This is a genomic window from Streptomyces sp. 4N509B (assembly GCF_052245655.1).
Lineage (GTDB): Bacteria > Actinomycetota > Actinomycetes > Streptomycetales > Streptomycetaceae > Streptomyces.
Window position 1 is genome coordinate 80589 of record NZ_JBQQBZ010000010.1, and the last position, 23047, is coordinate 103635.

Annotated in this window: 17 protein-coding genes; 13 read left to right on the forward strand and 4 right to left on the reverse strand. The window is 76.0% G+C overall.

Annotated elements, in window-relative coordinates; genetic code table 11:
- Positions 1-136 precede the first annotated feature (136 nt).
- From ACTWP5_RS12730 to ACTWP5_RS12740, 3 genes are read right to left on the reverse strand one after another with little or no spacing between them, the layout of a single operon-like run.
- Complete coding sequence (locus ACTWP5_RS12730) at positions 137-1177, reverse strand: ABC transporter substrate-binding protein (protein ID WP_443220986.1); 1041 nt, start codon at positions 1175-1177, stop codon at positions 137-139.
- Positions 1174-1959: an ABC transporter ATP-binding protein gene (locus tag ACTWP5_RS12735; RefSeq protein ID WP_443220987.1), complete on the reverse strand. Its 786-nt coding sequence runs from the start codon at positions 1957-1959 to the stop codon at positions 1174-1176. The genes ACTWP5_RS12730 and ACTWP5_RS12735 overlap by 4 nt, the downstream gene beginning before the upstream one ends.
- Positions 1959-3056: a FecCD family ABC transporter permease gene (locus ACTWP5_RS12740; RefSeq protein ID WP_443220988.1), complete on the reverse strand. Its 1098-nt coding sequence runs from the start codon at positions 3054-3056 to the stop codon at positions 1959-1961. Before ACTWP5_RS12740 ends, ACTWP5_RS12735 begins: the two co-directional genes overlap by 1 nt.
- A 339-nt stretch (positions 3057-3395) precedes the next feature.
- Here ACTWP5_RS12740 and ACTWP5_RS12745 point away from each other — a divergent pair, with 339 nt between their 5' ends.
- The 11 genes from ACTWP5_RS12745 (at position 3396) to ACTWP5_RS12795 (ending at position 21004) form a co-directional block, all read left to right on the forward strand.
- Entirely contained in the window at positions 3396-4103 is a 708-nt protein-coding gene (locus ACTWP5_RS12745; protein ID WP_443220989.1) for a TMEM175 family protein, read from the forward strand.
- A 404-nt stretch (positions 4104-4507) separates the two neighbouring features.
- Positions 4508-6406 carry a BTAD domain-containing putative transcriptional regulator gene (locus ACTWP5_RS12750; protein ID WP_443220990.1) on the forward strand — a complete coding sequence of 633 codons (1899 nt, stop codon included), beginning with the start codon at positions 4508-4510 and terminating at the stop codon, positions 6404-6406.
- A gap of 5 nt (positions 6407-6411) precedes the next feature.
- The gene (locus ACTWP5_RS12755) at positions 6412-8607 is read left to right on the forward strand and encodes a TOMM precursor leader peptide-binding protein (protein ID WP_443220991.1); all 2196 of its coding nucleotides are present in this window, start codon (positions 6412-6414) and stop codon (positions 8605-8607) included.
- On the forward strand, positions 8594-10552 hold the full coding sequence (locus ACTWP5_RS12760; RefSeq protein WP_443220992.1) for a TOMM precursor leader peptide-binding protein: 1959 nt from the start codon (positions 8594-8596) through the stop codon (positions 10550-10552). The genes ACTWP5_RS12755 and ACTWP5_RS12760 overlap by 14 nt, the downstream gene beginning before the upstream one ends.
- A 53-nt stretch (positions 10553-10605) precedes the next feature.
- Complete coding sequence (locus ACTWP5_RS12765; protein WP_443220993.1) at positions 10606-12234, forward strand: nitroreductase family protein; 1629 nt, start codon at positions 10606-10608, stop codon at positions 12232-12234.
- 11 nt (positions 12235-12245) lie between these two features.
- Positions 12246-15032: a lantibiotic dehydratase gene (locus tag ACTWP5_RS12770; protein WP_443220994.1), complete on the forward strand. Its 2787-nt coding sequence runs from the start codon at positions 12246-12248 to the stop codon at positions 15030-15032.
- The gene (locus ACTWP5_RS12775; protein ID WP_443220995.1) at positions 15032-16132 is read left to right on the forward strand and encodes a lantibiotic dehydratase C-terminal domain-containing protein; all 1101 of its coding nucleotides are present in this window, start codon (positions 15032-15034) and stop codon (positions 16130-16132) included. Before ACTWP5_RS12770 ends, ACTWP5_RS12775 begins: the two co-directional genes overlap by 1 nt.
- Positions 16133-16137: 5 nt before the next feature.
- Positions 16138-17235 (forward strand): peptidase M50, encoded by a 1098-nt coding sequence (locus ACTWP5_RS12780; protein WP_443221063.1) that lies wholly within the window; start codon positions 16138-16140, stop codon positions 17233-17235.
- A 73-nt stretch (positions 17236-17308) separates the two neighbouring features.
- Complete coding sequence (locus ACTWP5_RS12785) at positions 17309-18223, forward strand: ABC transporter ATP-binding protein (protein WP_443220996.1); 915 nt, start codon at positions 17309-17311, stop codon at positions 18221-18223.
- 106 nt (positions 18224-18329) lie between these two features.
- The gene (locus ACTWP5_RS12790) at positions 18330-19085 is read left to right on the forward strand and encodes an ABC transporter permease (protein WP_443220997.1); all 756 of its coding nucleotides are present in this window, start codon (positions 18330-18332) and stop codon (positions 19083-19085) included.
- Complete coding sequence (locus ACTWP5_RS12795; RefSeq protein WP_443220998.1) at positions 19082-21004, forward strand: TOMM precursor leader peptide-binding protein; 1923 nt, start codon at positions 19082-19084, stop codon at positions 21002-21004. Before ACTWP5_RS12790 ends, ACTWP5_RS12795 begins: the two co-directional genes overlap by 4 nt.
- A gap of 150 nt (positions 21005-21154) precedes the next feature.
- Here the strand turns inward: ACTWP5_RS12795 and ACTWP5_RS12800 are convergent, their stop codons facing one another.
- The gene (locus tag ACTWP5_RS12800) at positions 21155-21331 is read right to left on the reverse strand and encodes a thiazolylpeptide-type bacteriocin (protein WP_139667391.1); all 177 of its coding nucleotides are present in this window, start codon (positions 21329-21331) and stop codon (positions 21155-21157) included.
- 196 nt (positions 21332-21527) lie between these two features.
- On the opposite strand from ACTWP5_RS12800, the gene ACTWP5_RS12805 reads away from it, so the two are divergent.
- Both ACTWP5_RS12805 and ACTWP5_RS12810 read left to right on the forward strand, forming a co-directional pair.
- Positions 21528-22784, forward strand: coding sequence for an amidohydrolase (locus tag ACTWP5_RS12805; protein WP_443220999.1), 1257 nt, complete (start codon positions 21528-21530; stop codon positions 22782-22784).
- Positions 22781-23029 (forward strand): hypothetical protein, encoded by a 249-nt coding sequence (locus tag ACTWP5_RS12810; RefSeq protein WP_443221000.1) that lies wholly within the window; start codon positions 22781-22783, stop codon positions 23027-23029. Before ACTWP5_RS12805 ends, ACTWP5_RS12810 begins: the two co-directional genes overlap by 4 nt.
- Positions 23030-23047 lie beyond the last annotated feature (18 nt).

The following is a 23047-nucleotide window of genomic DNA, read 5'->3' on the forward strand; positions in this document are numbered from 1 at the left end:
GTGCCGCCGCGGCGGGCCCAGGGCCGTGCCCGCCGCGGGAGCGCGTCGCTTCCTCGGTCGGCCGACGACCGCGCCAACCGTCGCCGGCCGCGTTGATGTCCGGGGCGGGCCCCGGCGTCGGTGGGGCCGTAGCCGCCTAGGAACGGCCCAGGTCCGCCGTGCGCAGGTACTCGCCGAGGCTCTCGGCGCCGTCGACGACGCGTGGACCGCTGATGGCCTCGTTGTAGTCGAGGACGTGGAAGGTGTCGTTGCGGACGGCGGTGAGCTGGGAGGTGACGGGGGAGGACTTCAGGAAGTCGATCTTCTCCTCGACGGGCTGGTCCTCGTAGTCGACGACGACGATGACCTCCGGGTCGGCCTCGACGACCGCCTCCCAGCTCACGCTGGTCCAGCGGTCGGTGAGGTCGTGGAAGACGTTCTGGCCGCCGGCGATGTCGATGATCTCGTGGGGCGGGGCCTGGTTGCCGGAGGTGAACGGCTGGTCGGTGCCCGAGTCGTAGACGAAGACGCGGGGCGGGGGCCCCTCCGGGGCCTGTTCCTCGACGGCCGCGACCCGGTCGCGCAGCGCGTCGACGACCCGCTCGGCGCGGTCCTCGACGCCGAAGATCCGACCCAGGAGCCCGAGGTCCCGGTACAGGCCCTCGAAGGGTGTGAACGTGGCGGGGTGGCCGGGGTAGTTGTAGCAGGTCTCGCTGTGCAGGAAGCTCTGGATGCCCAGGCCGTCCAGGATCTCCGGCGTGATGCCGCGCTCCTCGCTGAAGCCGGAGTTCCAGCCGGCGACGACGAAGTCGGCCTCGGCGTCGACGACGAGCTCGCGGTTCAGGAGGTCATCGCTGAGCATCTCGACCCTGGCGTACTCCTCGGCCCAGGGCGACTCGGCCACGGGCGGGTTCGCCGGCGGCATGACGTATCCGTGGACGTACCGGGTGAGGCCGAGGGCGAACATCTTGTCCGCGCTGCCGCCCTCGTAGACCACGGCCCGCTCCGGGCGCCGGTACTCGACCTCCTCGCCGCAGCGCGGCACGGTCACCGTCTCGTTCCCGCCCCCCGCCGCGTCGTCCTCGACGTCCGCGCCGCACGCGGGCAGCAGCAGCGTCGTGGCGGCGAGCGCCGTGGCCGCCAGGCGGGTGCGACGGGCGCGACGGGCTCGGCGGGCGGGGCGGGTGCGAGCGGTCATGGAGGGCCTCCCAGGGAGTAGAGCAGTTGTGGGTCACCGGTCAGGGGATGGGGGACGACGGTGGCGGCGACGCCGAAGACCTCGCGCACCAGTTCGGGGGTGAGCACCTCCCGGGGTGCGCCGGCCGTGACGAGCGTGCCGCCCGCCAGGACGCCGATGCGGTCGCAGACGGCCGCGGCCAGGTTGAGGTCGTGGAGCACGACCAGCACCGTCGTGCCGGTGCGGCGCAGCAGCGTGAGGAGTTCGATCTGGTGGCGGATGTCGAGGTGGTTGGTGGGCTCGTCGAGCACGAGCACGGTCGGCTCCTGCACCAGGGCGCGAGCGGCGAGCACACGTTGGCGCTCGCCGCCGGAGAGCGTGAGGACGCCCCGGCCGGCGAGGTGGAGGACGTCGAGCTCGGCCATGGCCCTGCGGCACAGCTCCCGCTCGCGGTCGCTGAGGGCCTGGTTGCCGCGCAGGTGCGGGGTGCGGCCCAGGGCGACGACCTCCTCGACGGTGAAGTCCAGGTCGGAGCCGCTCTCCTGGGTGAGGGCCGCGACCGACCGCGCGCTCTCGCGGCGGGACAGGGCGGACAGCTCCCGGTCGTCGAGCCACACCGTCCCGGTGGTGGGCTTCAGAGCGCGGTAGACGCAGCGCAGGGCGGTGGACTTCCCGCTGCCGTTCGGGCCGACGAGGCCCGTGATCCGGCCGGGGGACGCCGTCAGGGACAGGCCGTGGACGAGCGCCTGGCCGTCGACCTCGACGCCGAGTCCGTCGAGACGCAGCTTCGTGGGGTCGGCCATCAACGCCCCCCGAAGAGGTAGCCCCTGCGGCGCATCAGCGCGACGAAGACGGGGACGCCGACGAGCGCGGTGATGACGCCCAGCGGCAGCTCGCGGGGAGCCGCCAGGGTGCGGGCGACGAGGTCGGCCCAGACCATGAAGATCCCGCCGACGAGCGGGGCGAGCACGAGCACGCGGGCGTGGCGGGCGCCGACGAGGATGCGGACGAGGTGGGGCATGACGAGCCCGACGAAGCCGATCGCCCCGCTGACGGCGACCATCGCCCCGGTCATCAGCGAGGTGAGGAGGAACAGCGCCCGCCGTACCGACGCCGTCTCCACGCCGAGGCTGGCGGCGGTCTCGTCGCCCAGCGCCATGGCGTCGAGCGCGCGGCTGTGGCGGTGCAGGGCGACGGCCCCGGCGGCGACGATCGCGGCGACGACCGGCAGCGATCCCCAGGTGGCGGCTCCGAAGCCCCCCAGCGTCCAGAACAGCACGGTGTGGGTGGCCTCGCCGTCCGGCGCCAGGTAGACCAGCACGCTCATCACGGCCTGGAAGCCGTAGGCCATGGCGATCCCGGTGAGCACCAGGCGCAGCGGGGTCAGCCCGCCCCGGCTGTGGGAGGCCGCGTAGACCAGGACGGACGCGGCGAGCGCGCCGGCGAAGGCACCGGCCGACAGGGCGTAGACGCCGAGGGAACCGAGGAGACCGAAGACGGTGACGGCGACGGCGCCGACGGAGGCGCCGGAGGAGACGCCGAGGACGAACGGATCGGCCAGCGCGTTGCGCACGAGCGCCTGGACGGCGACACCGACGACGCTCAGGCCGGCGCCGACGACCACGGCGAGCAGCACGCGAGGGGTGCGGACCTGCCAGATGATCTGATAGCGCGTCAGCTCCTCCCCGGAGATGGTGCCGCCGGTGAGCGCGGCCCACAGGTAGCGGGCCGTGTCCTGGGGTGGGACGACGGCCGAGCCGAGGCCGATGGCCACCACGACGGACGCCAGCAGGAGCACGAGCAGGGCGGCGACGGGAAGGGCGAGGCCCCGGCGGGTGGCGGCGGATCCCGGATCGTCCGGCCGCTGTGGGGCCGCACGATTATCAGTAATGGAAATCATTATCGAATAGCCTCAATGGTCGCCGATCCCCTCGTCAACGGGGGTGGGATCACCGGTTGGCCACTGTTTGGTCGCTGGATGGTGAACGTGTGGCGGGGGCGGGGAGGGCGCGGTGGCCCCGTGGAGGTCGTCTCGCGACGGCGCCGCCACGAGACGGGTGAACGGGGGAGGGGCGGCCGAGCGTCGGGGCGCCCGGGACGGGGGAGCCGGAGAAGCTGGGGCGGTGTCCCGGCCCTCGCACCGATCGCTCCTTCCCTCCGCCCACCGGGGCCCGAGGCGGCCGGGGTCGGGCCGGCCGGGACCGTGTTCCGCCGTGTCCGAGGAGCGCGAGGAGGAGACGTGGGCGCCGAGACGGACCGCCCGACGGGCCCGCCGAGCCCGCCCAGCCGGCCGAGCCCGCGGGGCGCGCAGGGTGCGACCGGTCCGGGTGAGGGTGTCGAGCGCCTGACGGCGCTGTCCGACGGGGTCTTCGCGATCGCGATGACCCTGCTCGCGCTGGACATCCGGGTGCCGCCGGGCCTGGACGACGGGGAGTTCCACGAGGCGTTGTGGGAGGCCCTGCCGAACGTCGGCGCGTACGCGCTGAGCTTCACGGTGATCGCCCAGTTCTGGCGCAACCACCGCCTGATCCTGGGCGGCGGCTCCTTCGCGGCGAACGGGCACGTGGTGCGGTGGACGCTCCTCGGCCTGGCGCTCGTCGCGCTGTTGCCGTTCCCCACCTCGTTGCTGGCCGAGTACGACGACCAGGCCGTGGCCGTCGCGGTCTACGGCGGCTGCGTCGCCGCGATCAACGCCGCTCACCTGTTCCTGCTGCTGACCACCAACCGGCTGCGCCCGCCGCCCCGGGACCGGCTGGTCGCGCGGGCCCGCCGGCTGGACGCGGCCGACCTGGGCGTGGTGGTGGTCGTCTTCGGGGCCTCGACGCCGCTCGCGGCGCTGTCCCCGGCGCTGGCGATGTGGAGTTGGCTGACCCTGGTGCCCCTGAAGACCGTCATCGGCCGCAGGCAGCGGCGCCTGCTGGAGCAGGGGGCCTACGACACCGTCTGAGCGTGCGGAGCCGCCGCCCGGCGCCCCGCGGCCCGCGCCGCACCGGGCCCGCCTCGCGGCGGTCCGGTGCCCTCTGCCCGGACCCTGGCGAGGTGGGTCAACATCCGTACCTCCAGGTGGGTTTGACCGCCCGACGGTGCCTCCCGCTTCCGCCCGATCTGGCCACAAGCTGCGCCCCAGCGCTGCAACATGCTGACGCGCGAGCCCCTGCCGAGCCCAGGTTTACGCGAGTAGCGTCGGCCCCCGTGTCCGCGCCCCACCCCCTTTCGACCTCCATCCCCTGAGGATCAGGCGGCCCGCATGACGACCCGGAACACGCCCCCATCCCGACCCGCTCTCCGCGTCCGCGCCCGTTCCGCCGCACCGCCCCCGCTCCCCGTCCGCGCAGCAGCCCGGGGTCGCGTGTGAGGGGCGTCCGCTTCCAGCTGCTCGGCCCGCTGAGCATCACCGACGGCGACGAGACCGTGGTGCTCCACCCCTCCAAGCCGGCCAACCTGCTGGCCGCGCTGCTGCTCAACTCCAACGCCATCGTCTCCGCCGAGTACCTCCAGCGGATGGTGTGGGGCGACGAGCAACCCGCCACGGCGCGGGCCGCGTTGCAGACCTGCGTGCTGCGACTGCGTCGCCTGTTCACCAAGCACGAGGTGGTCGACACCCCCATCGAGGCGGTGCCCGGCGGCTACCGGATCACCGCCGACGCCCGCTCCCTCGACCTGGTGGACTTCCGCGAACGCGTGCGGGGCACGCAGGCGCCCGGGACGTCGCCCGAGGCCGCGCTGACCGGGCTCCACGGCGCGCTCGGGCTGTGGCAGACGGGGGTACTGGCCAACGTGCGCTCCGAGGTGCTCCACCGCGACGAGGTGCCGCGCCTGCTGGAGGAGCGGCTGCGGGTGCTGGAGCGGCTGTGTGACCTGCGGCTGGAGCGGGGGCAGTGCGGGCAGGCCCTGGTGGAGCTGTGGAGCGTGACCCGCGCCCACCCCGACCACGGCCGGTTCCGCGAGCAGCTGATCGAGGCGCTCTACCGCACCGGGCGGCAGACGGAGGCGCTGGCCGAGTACCGCAGGTTCGCCGCGTACCTGCGGGAGAGCCTCGGCGTCGGGCCCTCGGCCGCGCTGCAACGACTGGAGCTGTCCATCCTGCGCGGCGAGGACCTGGGCCCGGCGAGCGAGCCGCCGTCCCGGGTGAGCGCCACCGCGATCGCCCCGGCGCCCAAGGTACCGCCGCCCACGCTGCCGGCGGTGCCGTGGTTCACCGGGCGGGAGGAGGAGGTCGCGGCGCTGCTGGGGCGGCTCACGGCACGGTCGGACGCCGCGCGGCCGCCGGTGGCGGCGTTGGTCTGCGGCGGCCCCGGGATCGGCAAGACCGCGCTGGCCCAGCAGGTGGCGCACCTGGCGCGGGACCACGTCCCCGGCGGGCAGCTGCTGGTGCGGATGACGCGGTCCGACGGCTCGCCCCGGGCGGCGGCGGAGGTCACCGACGAGATCGCCGACCGGCTGGGCGCGCGTGCCCCGGGCGGGGGGGACCGTGCACTGCTGCTGCTGGACGACGTCGTCGAGGCGGCCCAGGCCAGGGCGGTGCTCTCGGCGGTGTCCGGGCACGACGTGCTGCTCACCAGCCGGCTGGGGCTGGCCGGTCTGGTCGCCACCCACGGGGTGCGGGTCCACCGGCTGGGCACGCTGCGGGCGCAGGAGGCGCGGGACCTGCTGGCGGCGGTGCTGGGCGCCGAGCGGGTGGCCGAGGAGCCGGAGGCGGCACGGGAGCTGGCCGAGGTGTGCGGCCATCATCCGCTGGCGCTGGTGATCGCGGCGGCGCGACTGGGGACCCGGCCGGCGCTGCGGCTCGGTGACTGCGCGCGCTGGCTGGCCGACGACCCGCTGGCGCGGCTGTCGTTGACCGGCGACCCCCGGATGTCCGTCGTGGAGCTGCTCGACGCGGCCGTGGACCGCCTGGAACCCGAACTGGCCGCCACCTACGCCGCGTTGGGCGAGCTCGACGGGCCGGGGTGGGACGCCGTCGACTGCGCCCGGGTACTCGGCCGCCCCGCGGCGGAGTGCGAGGCGGTGCTGGAGCGGCTCGCCGACGCCGGACTCCTGGAGGACGGGCCGCCGGGCCCCTACCACCCGCATCCCCTGCTGCGGCTGCACGCACGCCGCGCCGCCCGGTGGGACGGGGGCGGCCACCGCGAGCCGCACCAGGCGAACCAACCGAACCAACCGAACAGGTCGCGACAGCCGCGACGGCAGAAACAGACGAGTCAGTCGAGCCAGTCGAGACAGCCGGCACAGCCGAGACAGAAGGTGTGAGAGGGATGCCACGAGCGTTCGAGGGCCTCGCCCAGATGCGCCCCCGGCTGCGCCGGGACGTGCTGTTCACGCAGACCCCCGGGGGTGTGCTGTTCCACAACGCCGACGGCGGGTTCCACCTGGCGGGCCGCACCGCGTACCGCTTCGCCTCGCTGATCGTGCCGCACCTCGACGGCAGCCGGCCGCTGGCCGAGATCTGCGCCGGGCTGGGCGAGCCGCAGCGAGCCATGGTGGCGGAGCTGGTCGGCTCGCTGGTGGACCGGGACTTCGCCCGGGACGCCGCGCCCTCGCGCGAGCCGGGCCCGCCCCCCGAGGTCGCCGAGCGCTTCGCGGCCCAGATCGCCTACGTGGACCACTACACGGACGAGGCCGCGGCCCGCTTCGCCCGCTTCCGGGACACCCGGGTGGCGGTGCTCGGCACCGGCGAGACCGCCCGCTGGTGCGTGCTGGGCCTGATCCGCAACGGCCTGGCCGAGGTCGCCGCCGAGGAGCGGCCCGAGGCGGCCCTCGCCGAGGCGGCCGAGCTGACCGCCGCCGGCTGCCCCGCGACGGTCGCCGACCTCGACCCGCGCGGGACGGACCTCTCGCGCTACCAGGTGCTCGTCGTCACCGGTGCCGACGCCGTGGCGCGCACCCACGCGCTGCTGGAGGCCGGGCTGGCCGAGGGACAGCTCCTCGTCCCGGCCTGGACGCTCGGGGAGCGGGTGGTGGTGGGACCGCGTTCGGGCGGGCTGACCGCCGGTTGCGTGGGGTGCGCGCTGCTGCGGCTCGCCGCCACCACCGACCAGGCCGCGGCGACCGCGCTGCTGGCCGAGGTCGCCGGGGTCGCCGCGCCCGCGCCGGCCCCGCCCGGCGGCGCCCTGACCGGCCCGGTCGCCGCGATGGTGGGCAACCTGCTGGCCTACGAGATCTTCCGCACCGTGACCGGGGCGCTGCCGTCCGAGACCGAGGGGCAGGTGCTGATCCAGGAGCTGGACTCGCTGGACGTCGTGGCCGAACCGCTGCGGCCCCACCCGCGCTGCCGGCGCTGCGCCGACCACGAGGACGGGGCCGGGGAGCTGCCGAAGGAGCTGACGGTGGCGCGGACGGTGACGGTGGAGACGGCCAGGGACGCGGAGGACCTGGTCGCCGGGCTCAACCGGCTGGGCGACGCGCTGGTCCGTCCGCACGTCGGGGTCTTCACCCGCTACCGCGACGAGGAGCTGACCCAGACCCCGCTGAAGGTCACCCGGATCGAGGTGCCGCTCGGCGCGGCTGGCCCCCGCCTGGTCGCCGCCTTCGACGTGCACCACCTGGCCGGCGCCCGGCAGCGCGGGCTGCGCGCGGCGGCGACGCTCCACGAGGAGTACGCGGTGCCCGTCAGGCCGTTGGAGAAGGTCCCGCCCGGCGTCGAGCGGATCGCCCCCGCGCGGCTGACCGCCGACGGCGGCGGCGGAGTGCCGGTGGACCAGGTGGACTCCTGGGCGCTGGTCACCTCCCTGCTGACCAAGTACGAACTCGCCGTGCCCACGGCCGCGCTGCGGCCCTTCGGGCCACCCAACCGCGACCGGCTGGTGCTGCCCGGCTCCTGGGGCACCGGAGCCGGCGAGAGCCCGGGAGAGGCCGCCGGGCACGCGCTGCTCACGGCCCTCGCGCACGACGCGCTGCTGCGCGCCGTGGCCGGCACGACGCGGGCCCGCGCGATGGAGACCGGGGAGGAGGCCGAGTGGGTCTTCCTCGCGCGCTCCGCCAAGACCCTCGGCGTCGCGGTCGAACTGCTGGACCTGGGCGAGAGGGAGCGGTCGGGCGTCACGGTGGTGCTGGCCAGGGAGGCCGGCGACGGGGCGGGACGCTTCGCGGTCGGGGCCGCGTTGACCCGCGCGGGGGCGGCCGTCGCCGCCCTGCGCGACCTGCTCGGACAGGTGCAGCTGCACGCCGAGACGGAGCAGGCGCCGGACGTCGGCGACCCGCTGCTGCCCGAGCTGGCCCCCGCCGCCGTGCCGTTGGCCGACGCCACCGACAGCCCCGACGCCACCGACAGCCCCAACGTCACCGAGGCCGACGGGGGGGAACCGGCGACGTTCCCCGCCGTGCTGGAGCGGCTGCGGGCGGCCGGCCGGGACGCGCTCTGGCGCGACACCACCCCGGCCGACCTGCGCACCGCCGGCCTCCACACCGCGCGGGTGCTGCTGACCAGGGAGGACACCGGTGGTCGTCGCTGAGGCGAAGGCGCCGGCCGCGCCGCCGGCCGCGGGCCCCTGGGGCGCCGCCTGCCGCGCGCTGGCCGCCGAACTGGCCGAGCGGCTGGCGGCCCTGGTCGCCAACCCCCCGCCGGTCGAGGTGGCGCCCCTCGGGCTGACGGACGCCTTCGCCGACCGGCCGGGCGACGCCGCCGCCACCCCGGCACGGCGGGCCGTCCCCGTGCGGCTCTACGGACGGCACGCCGTCGTCGGCCCCCTGCCCGCGGACCCGGGGCGGCGTGGCTGCGCGCGCTGTCTGGAGCGCCGCTGGCAGGCCGCCAGGTCACGGCAGCTGCGGGAGGCGGTGGAGCTGGGCTCGGGCACGACGGCCGTCGGTCGGCCGCCCCAGCTGACGCCGTTCGCCGTCGGCGCGCTGGCCGGGCTGGTCGCGGCCCGCCTGCGCCAGCCGGGCCGCCCCCGCGACGTCCACCAGCTGGACCTGGCCGAGCTGACCGTTCGCCGCTACCCGCTGGTGCCCGACCCCGAGTGCCCGGCCTGCGGCCCCGCGGAGCGGGACTCCGCCGAGGCGGCCGTGCTGGAACTCGCGCCCTCCCCCAAGCACCGTCCGGGCGCCTTCCGCACCCGCGCGCTCGCCGACTACGAACTGCCGACCGAGGCGTTCGCCAACCCGGTCTGCGGCGCGCTCGGCCCGACCGTGGTGCTGGACGTCTCCTCCACCTCGACGTCGGCGACCATCGGCTGCTTCTCGCTGCGCTCGGGCGACTACCTGCGGGAGACGTTCTGGGGCGGCCACGCCGACACCTTCCGCGACAGCCTGCGGATCGGCGTGCTGGAAGGGCTGGAGCGCTACGCCGGGATGCGGCCGAGGGCCAGGGCGACCTCGGTGCGCGCCAGCCTCGACGCGCTGACGGCCGCGGACCGCCCGGCGCTCGACCCGCGCCGCTGCGGGCTCTACACGCCGGAGTTCCACCGCCGCGAGGGCATCGCCCCCTTCACCCCCGAGCGGGAGATCTCCTGGGTCTGGGGCTACTCGTTGACGCGGCGGCGCCCGCTGCTGGTGCCCGAGGTGCTCACCTACTACCACACCCCCGGCCTCCACGAGCGCTTCGTGCAGGAGAGCTCGAACGGCTGCGCGTCCGGCGGCTCGGCGGCCGAGGCCGTCTACTACGGCCTGATGGAGGTGGTGGAACGCGACGCGTTCCTGCTGGCCTGGTACGGGCGGCAGCCGCTGCCCGAACTGGACCCGACCACCTCCACCCGGCCCGCCACCCGGCAGATGGTGGCGCGGCTCGCGATGTACGGGTACCGGGCCCGGTTCTTCGACACCGCCCTCAGCTTCCCGATCCCCGTCGTCACCGGGGTCGCCGAACGGCTGGACGGCGGCCTGGGCCGGATGTGCTTCGGGGCGGGCGCGGGTCTGGACCCGGAGGCGGCGCTGGCCTCGGCGCTGGACGAGATCGCCACCGACGCCGTCAACCTCGCCGGCCGCACCGAGCGCGAGGAGCCCCGGCTGCGGGCGATGGCCGCCGACTTCGACCAGGTGGCGGCGCTCCACGACCACCCGCTGGTGTACGGGGTGCCCGAGATGGGCCGCCACGCCGCGTTCCTGCTCGGCGAGCCGGGCGCGCCGCGCGGGCGGCTGTGGGGGCTGACAGAACGCTTCGGCGGCGGGCGGACGCTGCCCGTCTCCGACGACCTCGCGAAGGACGCCGCCGCCTGCGTCGCGGCCCTCGCCGACGCCGGCTTCGAGGTCCTCGTGGTGGACCAGACCCTGCCGGAGCAACGGGAGGCGGGGCTGTGGACGGTCAGCGTGATCGTGCCCGGCCTGCTGCCCATCGACTTCGGCTGGTCGCGGCAGCGGGCCCTTGGCATGCCCCGGCTGCGCACCGGGCTGCGGGAGGCCGGCCTGCGCGCGCACGACCTCGAGGACGACGAGATCAACCCCGCACCGCACCCGTTCCCCTGACGACACGCACGACGCCCCGGCGGCCGGGCCCCACCCGGGAGAAGGAGCAGACGATGGGATACGCCCACGCTTACGCGACCGCGATCATGCGGCGTGGCCGGGTGCCGATGGAGCCGGTGGACTTCGTGCCCGACTGGTCGGACGGCCCCCGGAAGACCAAGCACTACCCCGGCGCGGAGCGGCTGCCGCTGCCGGTGGGCACGGAGTACCCGGCCGACGCCACCGTGGAGCGCGGCCTGCTCGGGCAGCCGCCGTCGCAGCCGCCCGCGAGCGGCCCGGCGTTCGACCTGGGCCTGCTCGGCGGACTGCTGCGGGACTCCTACGGCCTGGTCGGCCGCAGGCTCGGCGTGCAGGCCAACACCGACCTCAACGCCCTGCCGTTCTACCCGCTGGCGAACTGGTCGCGCGGCACCGCCTCGGGCGGCGGCCTCTACCCGGTCTCGATCTACTGGGTCAGCGGCCCCGCCGCACCCGTCCCGCCGGGCGTGCACTACTACTCCGCGCGCCACCACGCGTTCCGGCGGCTGCTGACGGGCGACGTGACGGGCGTGGTGCGCCAGGCCCTCGGCGAGGACGACGCGCCGGGTCGGGAGACCGACCAGTTCCTGGTGCTGGGCGTCAAGTACTGGCAGAACGCGTTCAAGTACAACAGCTTCTCCTTCCACGCCGTGAGCATGGACGTCGGCGCGCTGCTGGGCACCTGGCGCATGTGGGCGGGGGCGCGGGGCACGACGCTCGCGCCGGCCCTGTGGTTCGACGAGGAGCGGCTGGCGCGGCTGCTCGGCGTGTCGGGCACCCAGGAGGGCATCTTCGCCGTGGTCCCGCTGCCCTGGGCCGGGTTTGAGAGCGGAACCGGGAGCGGGACGCCCGGCCCCGTGGCGCCGCCGGAGGTGGCCGTCCGCCGCCGCGACCAGGAGCGCTCGCGCACCGTGCTCGACTTCGAGGCGGTGACCGCGATGCAGCGGGCCACGGCCGCCGGGGCCACGGCGCGCCCCGCGCCCGGGGCACTGGCCGTGGCGGCGGCGCACGAGCCGGCCGCCTCCCGGGAGGAGACGCCGCTGCCCCCGCGGGCGCCGCTCGACCGCGACGTGCGCTCGGCACTGCGCGCCCGCCGCTCCAGCTTCGGACGGTTCGCCGCGGAACGCCCCCTCGACGGCGCCCATCTGACGACCGCGCTGGCGGCGGCGCTGGCCGGCTCCCGCCTGGGCGGGGACGCGGCGGCGGCCGGCGCGGACGGGCTGGTCAGGCTCTACGCCCTGGTCAACCACGTGGACGGCGTGGCGCCCGGCACCTACGCGTACGCCCCGGGCGACCCCGGCGCGCTGCGGCTGGTCTCCGACGAGCCGCCGGGCGCCTTCCTCCAGGAGCACTACTTCCTGGCCAACTACAACCTGGAACGCGCGGGCGCGGTGCTCGTTCCCACGATCCGCACCCACAGCGTGCTCGACGCGGTCGGCGACCGGGGATACCGGCTGGTCAACGCGTTGATCGGCGGCGTCGCCCAGGCCACCTACACCGCGGCCAGCGCGCTGGGCGTGGGCTGCGGCGTGGCGCTCGGCTTCGACAACATCGCCTACCGCGAGCGGCTTGAGCTGCTGGAGACCGACGAGGCGCCGCTGCTGATCATGATGCTGGGGCACGAGCGGCCCGACCCGTCCGACTTCCGCTTCGAGATCGCCTGATGGGGGCCGGCATGACCACGGAGGTCGCGACGACGCAGGCCGCGCCGACCGGCGGCGGGGTGGCCGAGAGCACGACCGCGCTGGGGCCGCGGTTCCTGGCCCGGGTCGCCGGGCTGCCGGTGGAGACGGTGCGGGCGCTGCGTTCCCCCGCCGTGCGGGAGTGGGCCGACGGCGTGCTGGCCGCCGAGGCCCGGCTCGCCGATCGCGCCGGTTCGGTCGGCGACCTGCTCCACGACCTGGTCGCCGGCCGCGAGGACCAGCGGGTCCGCCGCGAGCTGCTGCGGCTGCGCCGCGCCGTGTTCAACGGGCGCGGCCCCGCCGACCCCGAGGCCGCCCACGCCCTGGTCGCGGGCCTCGACCCGGACGCGGCCGGGGCGCTGCGCCACTGGCTCTCGCTGCGCGCCGAACTGGCCGAGACCCGTGCGGCGGGGGAGGCGCTGCTGGCCGCCGAACTCACCCGCACCCGGGCCGCGTTGCGCGCCGTCCTGGCCGACGAGCGGCTGCGCGACGGGGTGCTGCTCGCCTCCCCGGTGCTGGACGCGCAGCTCGACGGCTTCGCCGCCTCCGACCCCACGGCCGGCGACAAGCGCACCCGGAAGCTCGAACGCTCCCTGCTGGCCTACCTCTACCGCACGGCGTGCAAGACCAGCCCGTTCTCCACCTTCACCTCGGTGGCCCTCGGCCGCCTGGTCGATGAGGGCCACCGGCCCGAGTGCCTGCGGGCGGCCGACGAGCGGCGCGGCCACCCCCGGCTGAACGTGCTGGCCGTGGGCCGGATCGCCGACGCGGTGCTGGCCGACCCGGCGCGCCGAGCCGACCTGCCGGTGGCGCCCGCGCCCGGCTGGGGCCGCGACGAGGACCGGGTGCGGTACGTCCGGCGCTCGGTGACGGCCGGCGACGACGACACCGCCGTCACCTTCGACACCGTCAGGGACCAGCTGTTCTTCCTGCGCCGCAGCGGGGTCCTGGAACGGATGCTCGGCCTCTTCGAGAGCCGGGGAACGGTGCGCTACGGGGAGCTGGCCGACTGGCTGGCGGCCGCGCTGGACGCCGCCCCCGAGGCCGTCGAACGGTACCTGACGGCGCTGCTGGACGTCGGGATGCTGCGGGTGCCCGCGCTGGACCTCCAGGTCCACGACACCGACCCGCTGCGTGCCTTCCAGGAGGCCCTGCGCGCCCTGGAGCGGCCCTGGGCGGAGCGCACCGCGACGGCCCTTCAGGCCCCCGCGACGCTCCTGGCCCGCCACCCGGCGGCCGGGCCGGCCGAGCGCCGGGCCCTGCTCGCCGAGCTGCGGGAGCGGCTCGCGGACGTGCAGCGTGACCTCGGCGTGGGCAGCCCCCGCGTGCCGCGCACGGTGTTGTACGAGGACACCACGGCCCCCGAGGTGCTCGCCGACCGCGCCGCGTTCGAGGAGGCGCTGGCCGGACCGCTGCGCGCGGTCGAGCGGGTGCTGCCGGCGTTCGACCTGACGCTGCCCGGGCGGCTCACGCTGCGCGGCTTCTTCCTCGCGCGGTACGGCGTCGGCGGGCGCTGCACCGACCTGCTGAAGCTGATCCACGACTTCCACGAGGACTTCTTCGACCAGTACCTGTCCTTCACCTCCCGCCGCACCGCCCTCGACGAGCGGGGCGAGTACCGCCCCGAGGAGAACTGGCTGGGGCTGCCCCAGCTGCGGGCGCTGGACGCGGCGCGGCGGGCGTTCCTCGCCGGGATGCGCGAGCGGTGGGCCGCCCACCAGGCCGAGGGCGGCTTCGAACTCGTGCTGGATGACGGCCTGTTCGACGCGGTCGCGGACGAGCTCGCGGCGCTGCCGCCCGAGACGGCGCTGCACAGCCACCACGTGCAGCTGGCCGGGCCCGAACCACTGGTGGTGCTCAACCGCTCCTACGGCGGGCTGCACTTCCCGTTCAGCCGCTTCACCCACTGCTTCGACCCGGCGTCCGACGCGCCCGACGCACCCGGCACCGCCGAGGCCCCCGACACGCTGTCGGCACAGCTGCGCGCGCGGGCCCGTGACCTCCAGCCGCCCGGCGCCGTGTTCGCCGAGGTGACCGGCGGCCCGGTGACCAGCAACCTCAACCTCCACGGCAGGCTCACCGACTACGAGATCGTCTGCCCCGGCGAGACCAGCTCGGTGCCCGCGCGGCAGCAGCTGGCCCTGTCGGACCTGAGCCTGGAGCACGACGCGGCGCGTGACCGGCTGGTGCTGCGCTCGTCCCGGCTCGGCCGCGAGGTCGTGCCGGTCTACCTGGGCTACCTGGTGCCGCTGGCGCTCCCGGAGATCCCCCGCACCCTCCTGCTGCTCTCGCCGACCTCGATGTCCCCGGTGGACGTCTGGGCCGGCGTCCCCGACGGCGAGTCGCGCCAGGGCGTCACCCACCGCCCCCGCGTGCGGCACGGCCGGCTGGTGCTCGCCCGCCGCTCCTGGCGCGCCGGCGCGGCGGCGCTGCCACCCCGCGCCGCCGGCACGGGCGACGCCGACTGGCTGCTCGCCTGGCACCGGTGGCGCCGCCACCACGAGCTGCCCGAGCGGGTGTTCGCCACCGTCCACGACGACGCGGCGCGCGGCGCCACCGGCGCCAAGCCGCAGTACGTCGACTTCGACAGCCCGCTGTCGCTGCTGGCCTTCGAGGGCCTCCTCCGCACCGACCGGGCGCGCGTCACCTTCCGCGAGGCCCTGCCCGACGAGGCCGGCCCCCACCTGACCACCGACCGCGGCGGCCACGTCCTGGAGCTGGCCGTGGAGACGAACCCCGCCGCGCCCCACCCCGCGAGCCCGGAAGGGGAGACACCGTGATGACCGGACAGCCAGGCGGCGGCCAGGCGAGCCGTCCCGGCGCGTGGCAGGCCCTCCACGTCTACTACGCGGCCAACCCCGTTCCGATGCTGCTCAGCTGCGTCCGCCCCCTGGTGCGGGAGCTGACCGAGGACGGGCTGCTGGACGGCTGGTTCTTCATCAACTACTGGCTGGAGGGCCCCCACGTCCGGCTGCGGCTGCGGCCCGTCTCCGCCGCGGCCGAGGCGGAGGTGCGCTCGCGCGCCGAGCGGGCCGTCGACGCGTTCCTCGCCGAACGGCCGGCGCTGTACCAGGTGGACTCCGGCTTCCTCAACGAGTTCTACAACCAGCTGTTCGACATCGAGTTCACGGCCGAGGAGCGCGGCGGCTACACCGACGCCGAGGGCCGCATGAACCTGCGGCCCAACAACTCCCTGGCCTGGCTGCCCTACGAGCCCGAGTACGGCAAGTACGGCGGCCCGGCCGGCGTGGCGTTGGCCGAGTGGCACTTCGCCCACTCCAGCGAGCTCGTGATCGACGCGCTGCGCGGCAAGAACCTCCACCTGCGGACGGTGCTGCTCGGCACGGCGGCCCAGCTGATGCTCGTGATGTCCACCGCGTTCCTCCCCGAGGACGAGCGGCTGACCGACTTCCTGGACCGCTACTACGCCTTCTGGCACCGGGCCTTCCCCGACACCGGCTTCATCGGCAGCGCCGAGTACGAGCGCAGGGCCGACGAGGTCGCCCCCGGCCTGCTCACCTGGCACCGGCGGGTCCGTGCCGCCGCCGCTGGCGGCGAGGCGCTGCCGGCGCTGCTGGCCCGCTGGGCCGAGCACTGCCGTGAGCTGCGGGCCCGCGTCGTGGAGCTCGCCGAGCGCGGCGAGCTGGTCTTCCGGTCCTGGGACGGCAGCAGGGACGAGCCGGTCGGCGACCCCGACGAGGCGCTGGAGCGGCTGCTGTCCCCCTACATGCACATGACGAACAACCGGCTGCACGTCACCATCCAGGACGAGGCGTACCTCTCCTACGTGCTGGGCCGGGCGTTGCGCGCCCCCGCCGGTGCCCCGGCCGGTGCCCCCGCCAGCGCCCCGGCCGAGGCGGGCGGAGGGCCGGGGCGGTGAGCGCGATGGACTCCCTGGCCACCCACCAGCCCCGGCTGCGCCCCGAGGTGCTGGTCAGCGACGCGCTGCTGCACGGCCCGCGCATCGTGCACCTGGTGAAGGACACCGCCACCGGCCAGTCCTTCGAGGTCGGCCCCCGCGAACGCTTCCTGATGGTACGGATGGACGGCTCCCGCACCGTGGCGGAGCTCGGCGCCGAGTACGCGGCGGCGTTCGGGCGCCGGCTGGGCGAGGCGCACTGGGGCCGGCTCTTCCAGCTCCTCGGCGGGCGCGGCCTGCTGGACGGCTCGCCGCGCCCCGAGCCGGCCCCACGGCCGGCGGGGCGACCGGCGGGCGGCCCGCTCGCCGGCACCGTCCGGCTGGTCGCCGACGCCCACGCCACGGCCGGCCGGCTCCACCGCGCCACCGGCTTCCTCCTCGGCCCGGTCTGGTCGGCGGCGACGCTGGCCGCGCTCGCCGCGATGCTGCTGGTGCTGGCCTGGCACCCGGGCGAGCTCGTCGACGGAGCCGCCGCCGTGTTCACCCAGCCGGTGCTGCTGGTGGCCGTCGCCACCGCGCTGTGGCTCTCCACCGCCCTCCACGAGCTGGCGCACGGGGTGGCCGCCCGGCACTACGGCGGCCGGGTCGGCGAGATCGGGCTGCGCTGGCGGCTGCCCGTGGTGATCATGTACTGCACGGTGGAGGACTACCCGTACCTCTCCCGCCGCCGCCACCGCGTCGTGGTGGCGGGCGCCGGGGCCGTGGCCAACCTGCTCTTCCTCCTGCCGTTCCTCGTCTGGTGGCTGCTGGCCCCCGAGGGCGCCACCCGCGAGGGCCTCGCCGGACTGCTGTTCCTCGGCGTCCTCCAGGCGGCGGCCATGCTGGTGCCGCTGCCACCGCTGGACGGCTACACCATCGCCGGCCAGGCACTCGGCGCGCTCCGCCTGGCCGAGTCCAGCCGGACCTACCTCGGGCTGGCGTTGCGCCGCTCGCCCGAGGCCGCCGCCTACCCGCGCCGCGCCAGGCTCGTCTACGTCGGCTACGCGGCCGGCGCCCTGCTGACGGTCGCGGCCCTCGCGGTGGCGCTGGTGCTGCTGGTCCGCGCCGTGGTCCTGGCGGCCTAGCCACCCCGAGAGCCCCTCGCCCGCCCCGTCCCCGTCGCCCGTCAACGCCGCACCGCCCGTGAAGGAGAGCCCCGTGACCGACAACCCCGCCGGGGAGAGCCCGGCCGTCCGCCTGGAGGCGGTGCGGAAGCGCTACGGCGACGTCCACGCGGTGGACGGCGTGTCGTTCACGATCCGGCGCGGCGAGTTCTTCGGGCTGCTCGGCCCGAACGGCGCCGGCAAGACCACCCTGATCGAGATCATGGAGGGGCTGCGGCAGGCCGACGGGGGAGTGGTGGAGGTGCTCGGCCAGGCGCCCTGGCCCCGCGACACGGCGCTGCTGCCGCGCCTGGGCGTGCAGACCCAGAGCTCCGCGTTCTTCGTGCGGCTGACCGCCCACGAACACCTGCGGACCGTGGCCGCCCTCTACGGGGCCGAACGCGCCGCCGTCGACCGCACCCTGGCCCTCGTCGGGCTCGGCGACCAGGCCGGCGTCCGGGTCGAGGATCTCTCCGGCGGGCAGCGCCAGCGGCTGGCGATCGCCTCGGCCCTCGTGCACGCGCCCGAGCTGATCTTCCTCGACGAGCCCACCGCCGCGCTCGACCCGCAGGCCCGCCGCACCCTGTGGCAGCTGCTGCGGGAGCTGAAGAGAGCCGGCCGCACCATCGTCTACACCACCCACCACCTGGACGAGGCCGAGGCGCTGTGCGACCGGGTCGCGATCATCGCCCGCGGCCGGGTCGCCGCCCTGGACAGCCCCGGCCGGCTGGTGGCGCGCGGCGGCTCCTCGGTGTGGCTGCTGGTCCCGGCCGAGCGGCTGAGCGAGGCGGACGCCAGGGCGCTGCCCGGCGTCACCGAGGTCACCCGCGAGTCCGACGCGCTGGTGCTGCGCACCGAGGACGCCGGCCCCGTCCTCGCCGCCGTCGAGAGGGTCGCCGGGCTGCACGGGGTGCGCACCCGCACCGCGAGCCTGGAGGACGTCTACCTCCACCTCACCGACCAGAGCTAGCGATGCCCACGACCCAGCCCACCACCCAGCCCACGACCCCACCCCGCCCCGCGAGGGCCCGTCCGCTCCCCGGCCGTCCGGCCGGGGCAGCCACGAAAGGCATCCGATGAGTGCCCGTTCCGCGCTGGCGGAGGCCGGCTACCGGGCCTACACCCGGGACAAGACCACGCTCTTCTTCACCTTCGCCTTCCCGCTGCTCTTCCTCGTCGTCTTCGGGCTGATCTTCCACGGCCAGACGGTGGAGGAGAGCGGCCGGCCCTACATCGCCTACATCGCGCCCGGGGTGCTGTCCTGGGGCGTGGCCAACGCGGCGGTCTTCGGCGTCGGGTTCGTGCTGATGCAGTGGCGCAGGGACGACATCCTGCGGCTGATCCGCATGACGCCGACGCCCCTCGGCGCCGTGCTCGGCTCCCGCTACGTGCTGGCGCTCGGCATCGGACTCGTGCAGGCCGTGCTCTTCGTGGCGGTGGCGCTGCTGCCCGCGCTGGGCCTTCGGCTGGACGCCGGCTGGCCGCTGGCGCTGCCCGTGCTGGTGCTCGGCATCACCGCGTTCCTCGCGCTCGGCGCCATCGTGGGCTCCTTCACCAGGACCCCCGAGGCGGTGGCCGCCGTCGCCAACTGCCTGATGGTGCCGATGGCGTTTCTGTCGGGCTCGTTCTACCCGCTGGACGCGATGCCGTCCTGGATGCAGGCGCTGTCGTGGGTGCTGCCGCTGCGGCACCTCAACGACGGGATCGCCGCCGCCCTCACCGACGCGGGCGGCGGCGCGGACGTCGCCGTCGCCTGCGGCGGGCTCGTGGCGTTCGCGCTCGTCCTCGGTGTCGTGGCGTTCCGCGTCTTCCGCTGGAGCGACCGCACATGACGACCGCGACCAGGGACACGGACGCAGACACGGACATGGCCGCCGCGCCCTTCGAGGCTGCCACGGCCCGCCTCGCGGACGCGCTGCGCCGGCGCTGGGCCAGCGAGGGCGGCCGGGGCCCCGCACCCGTGGTGGTGCCGCTCGGCGTGGGCGACACCCTCCACCCCGACCGGGACCGCTGGTCCGCGACCCGCCCGGCCGCCACCGTCCACCTCAGCTCCCGCGCGCTGCTCGTCGGCCCCTGGGGCGCCGACCCCGCGCGGCCCGCCTGCGGGCGGTGCCTGGCGATGCGCTGGCAGCGGCTGCGCACCCGCTCGGAACGGGAGGCCCTCGAAGGCGGCTTCGCCCCCGTCGGCGGCGCCGCCTGGCCCGTGCTGACCGACCACGCCGTCGACGCCGTCCGGGCCGTCTGCCGCGCCGTCACCGGCCGCTCCTCGCCCGACGGGCTGCCCCGGGTCACCCGCGTCGACCTCGGGACCCTGGCCCTGGCCACCGTCCCGCTGCTTCCCGAGCCGCTGTGCCCCTCCTGCGTGACACCCGCGGACGACGCGCCCGAGCACGGCCGCATGCGGCTGGACCCCGCGCCGAAGCCGGCGCCCGACGTCTACCGCGTCAGCCCGCTCCACGCCCTCGCCCTGCCCGAGGCGGCGCTCACCAACCCGGTCTGCGGCGCGCTCGGCTCGACCACCCACCTCAACCCTGCCTCGACCACCACGGCGCCGATCTCCGGCAGCACCTTCGTGCGCGGCTACGCCGGCCTCAACGACGTCACCTTCAGCGGCCAGGCCGACGCCTACGCCACCAGCAGGACCCTGGCCCACCTGGAGGGGCTGGAACGCTACGCCGGCACCCACGCGCGGCGCGGGCTGCGCCCGGTGACGGGCTCCCTCGACGCGCTCGTCGAGGCCTGGGGCGAGGCGGCGGTCGTGGACCCCCGGCGGTGTGGGCTCTACGCGCCGGAGACGTACGAGAACGACCCGATGGTCGAGCCGTTCGACCCGACCCGCCCCATCCCGTGGATCTGGGGCCACGCGCTGCGCGGCGACCACCCGGTGCTCGTGCCCGCCCGCCTGGTCCACTACGGCGCGGGCGTGCCCTCGGACAACTTCGTCTTCGAGTGCTCCAACGGCTGCGCCACCGGCGGCAGCCTCGCCGAGGCCGTGCTCTTCGGGCTGCTGGAGCTGGTCGAGCGGGACGCGTTCCTGCTCGCCTGGTACGGGCGGCGCCGGCTGACCAGGGTCGACCCCCGCTCGACCGGCGACGCCCGGGTGCGCGGGATGCTGGACCGGGCCGCGCTGCTCGGCTACCAGGTGCGGGCCTTCGACACCCGCAGCGACCTCGGCGTTCCCGTGATCACCGCGCTGGCCGTGCGGGAGGACGGCGGCGAGGGGCTGCTGTCCTTCGGCGCCGCGGCGAGCCTGGACCCGGGCGCGGCACTGACCGGGGCGCTCAGCGAGGTGCTCACCTACATCCCCCACCTGCCCTACCAGGTGGCCGAGCGCCGCGCCGAACTGGAGGCGATGGCCGACGACTTCGGCCTGGTGCGGCACCTGAAGGACCACGCGCAGCTCTACGGCCTGCCCCGGATGGCCGAGCACGCCGAGGAGTTCCTCACCGACGCCCCGGCGCTGCCGCTGGCCGAGGTCTTCGCCGACTGGGCCGCGGCGCGGCCGGCGACCCGGGACCTGCGGGACGACCTGCGGCTGGTCACCGAGGCGTTGGCCGCCCGGGGACACGACGCGGTCGCCGTCGACCAGACCTCACCGGAACAGCGCGCCGTCGGGCTGCGCACCACCGCCACGGTGGTGCCCGGCCTGCTGCCGCTGGACTTCGGCTGGCACCGCCAGCGCGCGCTGCTGATGCCCCGGCTGCTGGACTCCGCCGGGCGGCCCCGCCGCGTGCCGCACCCGTTCCCGTGACGACCCGTGCTCCCTCCGGCCGTTCCCTCCGACCCGTCCCCTGCGGGCCCGTCCTCGTGGCGGTACCCGGAAACGCCGCAGCCCTCGCGGGAGGTTCTGACTCCGTCCCGGGAGGGCTGCCTGGCGTGCGAGATCAGTCGCGACAGCGCGTCAGGCGCTGCACGAGGTGGTGCTGGTGGTGCTGGAACAGGTCGAGGTGGACGAGCACGAGGTGGAACCGGCGAGCACGACCTCGGCCTGGTCCGAGTAGTCCGAGATCTCGAAGGTCTCCGACTCCAGCTCCAGGATCTCGTCGGCCAGCGTGGACAGCTGCGGCTTGTCAGACATCGCGACTCCTTTCGTCGTTGGGCGGGCGTCCCACCGGGAACGGCGGTCCGCCGGTCGTTCCCTCATTGAAGCCAGGGCCGCCGCCAGAGCCGCCCACCGACCGCTGTCACTTCGCTGACCACCCGCGACAGCGGCCTGAGTCCGCGCTGATCACCCCGTCCGACAGCCTGGGGCCGCCAGGGAAGGAGCGTGGCGCATGGCCGTTCCCGCCGAAGTCCTCCGTGCCGCCGTGGAGTGCTGCCTCGACGTCCACCTCCATCCCGAACCCTCGGGCGCGGAGGAGCGCACGGCCGGGGTACTGGCCGACTGGCTGACCGCCGACGGCTACGCCGTCACCCGGGGCGTCGGCGGCCACGGCGTCGTCGGCCTGCTGCGCCGGGGCGAGGGGCCCACGGTGCTGCTGCGCGCGGAACTCGACGCGCTGCCCGTCCACGAGGCCAGCGGGCTGCGCTACGCCAGCACCGTCCCCGGCGTCTCCCACGCCTGCGGCCACGACCTCCACCTCGCGGCGCTGGCCGGCGCGGCGCGACTGCTGGCCCGGGACGTCGACGGCTGGCGCGGCACGCTCGCGGTCGTCGGGCAGCCGGCCGAGGAGACCCTCGACGGGGCGCGCGCCATGCTGCGCGACGGGCTCTACGAGCTGACCGGCCGGCCCGACGTGGTCCTCGCCCAGCACACTGCGCCGCTGCCCGCCGGCACCGTCGCCCACGCCGGCGGCCCGGTGCTGGCCGGCTCCCTCGCCGTGGACGCGGTGCTGCACGGCACCGGCGGGCACGCCGGGGCGCCCCACCTGACCGTGGACCCGGTGGTGGCGGCGGCTGCGGCCGTGCTGCGCCTCCAGACGCTGGTCGCCAGGGAGTGCGCGCCCGCCGAACAGGCCGTGCTGACGGTGGGCCGTCTCGCTGCGGGCACCGAGGCCAACGTGATCCCCGACCGCGCCGAGCTGGGCATCAGCCTGCGGGCGTTCGACGACGGCGCCCTGGAGCGGCTGCTGGGCGGGGTGCGGCGGGTGCTGACCGCCGAGGCGGAGGCCTCGGGCGCGCCCCGGCCGCCGGAGGTCACCGTCCGGGCCCGCTCCCGGGCCCTGTTCGCCGACCGGCCGCTGACCTCGCGGCTGCGCGCCGCGCACGCCGCGGCGTTCGGCGCCGGCCGGGTCCTGGAGTGGCAGCCGGCCACCGCCACCGAGGACGTCGCGTGGTTCGGACCCGCCGGCGCGGAACTCCACGGCGGGCGGGACATCCGGCTCGGCTACTGGATGCTGGGCACCGTCTCCGCCGCCGCCCGCCGGGAGGCGGCCAGAACCGGCCGCCCCGTGCCGGGCAACCACGCGCCCGCCTTCGCGCCGGACGTCAGAACGACCCTGCCCACCGGCGTCGAGGCGCTCGCCGTCGCCGCCCGGCAGGCGCTGCGCCCCGCCCGGGAGCCGGCAGGCGTCCCGGAGGCAGCACGATGACCGCCCGGCACACCGTGGAGGTCGCGGTGGTGCGCCACGCCCTCGACGCCCCGCCCGCCGAGACCACCGCCGTCCGCCTGCTGTGGCTGCTGCGCGCCCACCTCCCGCACGGCCTGCGGGTGGAGTCCGAGCGCATCCGCCTGCGGCTGGCCGTCCCCGAGGACGCCGCACCCCTGCTGGCCCACCGCGCGATGGGCGACGCGCTCACCCACCGCGCCTGCGCTGGCTGGTCGGTGGAGCCCTGAGCCGACGGCGGGTCGGCG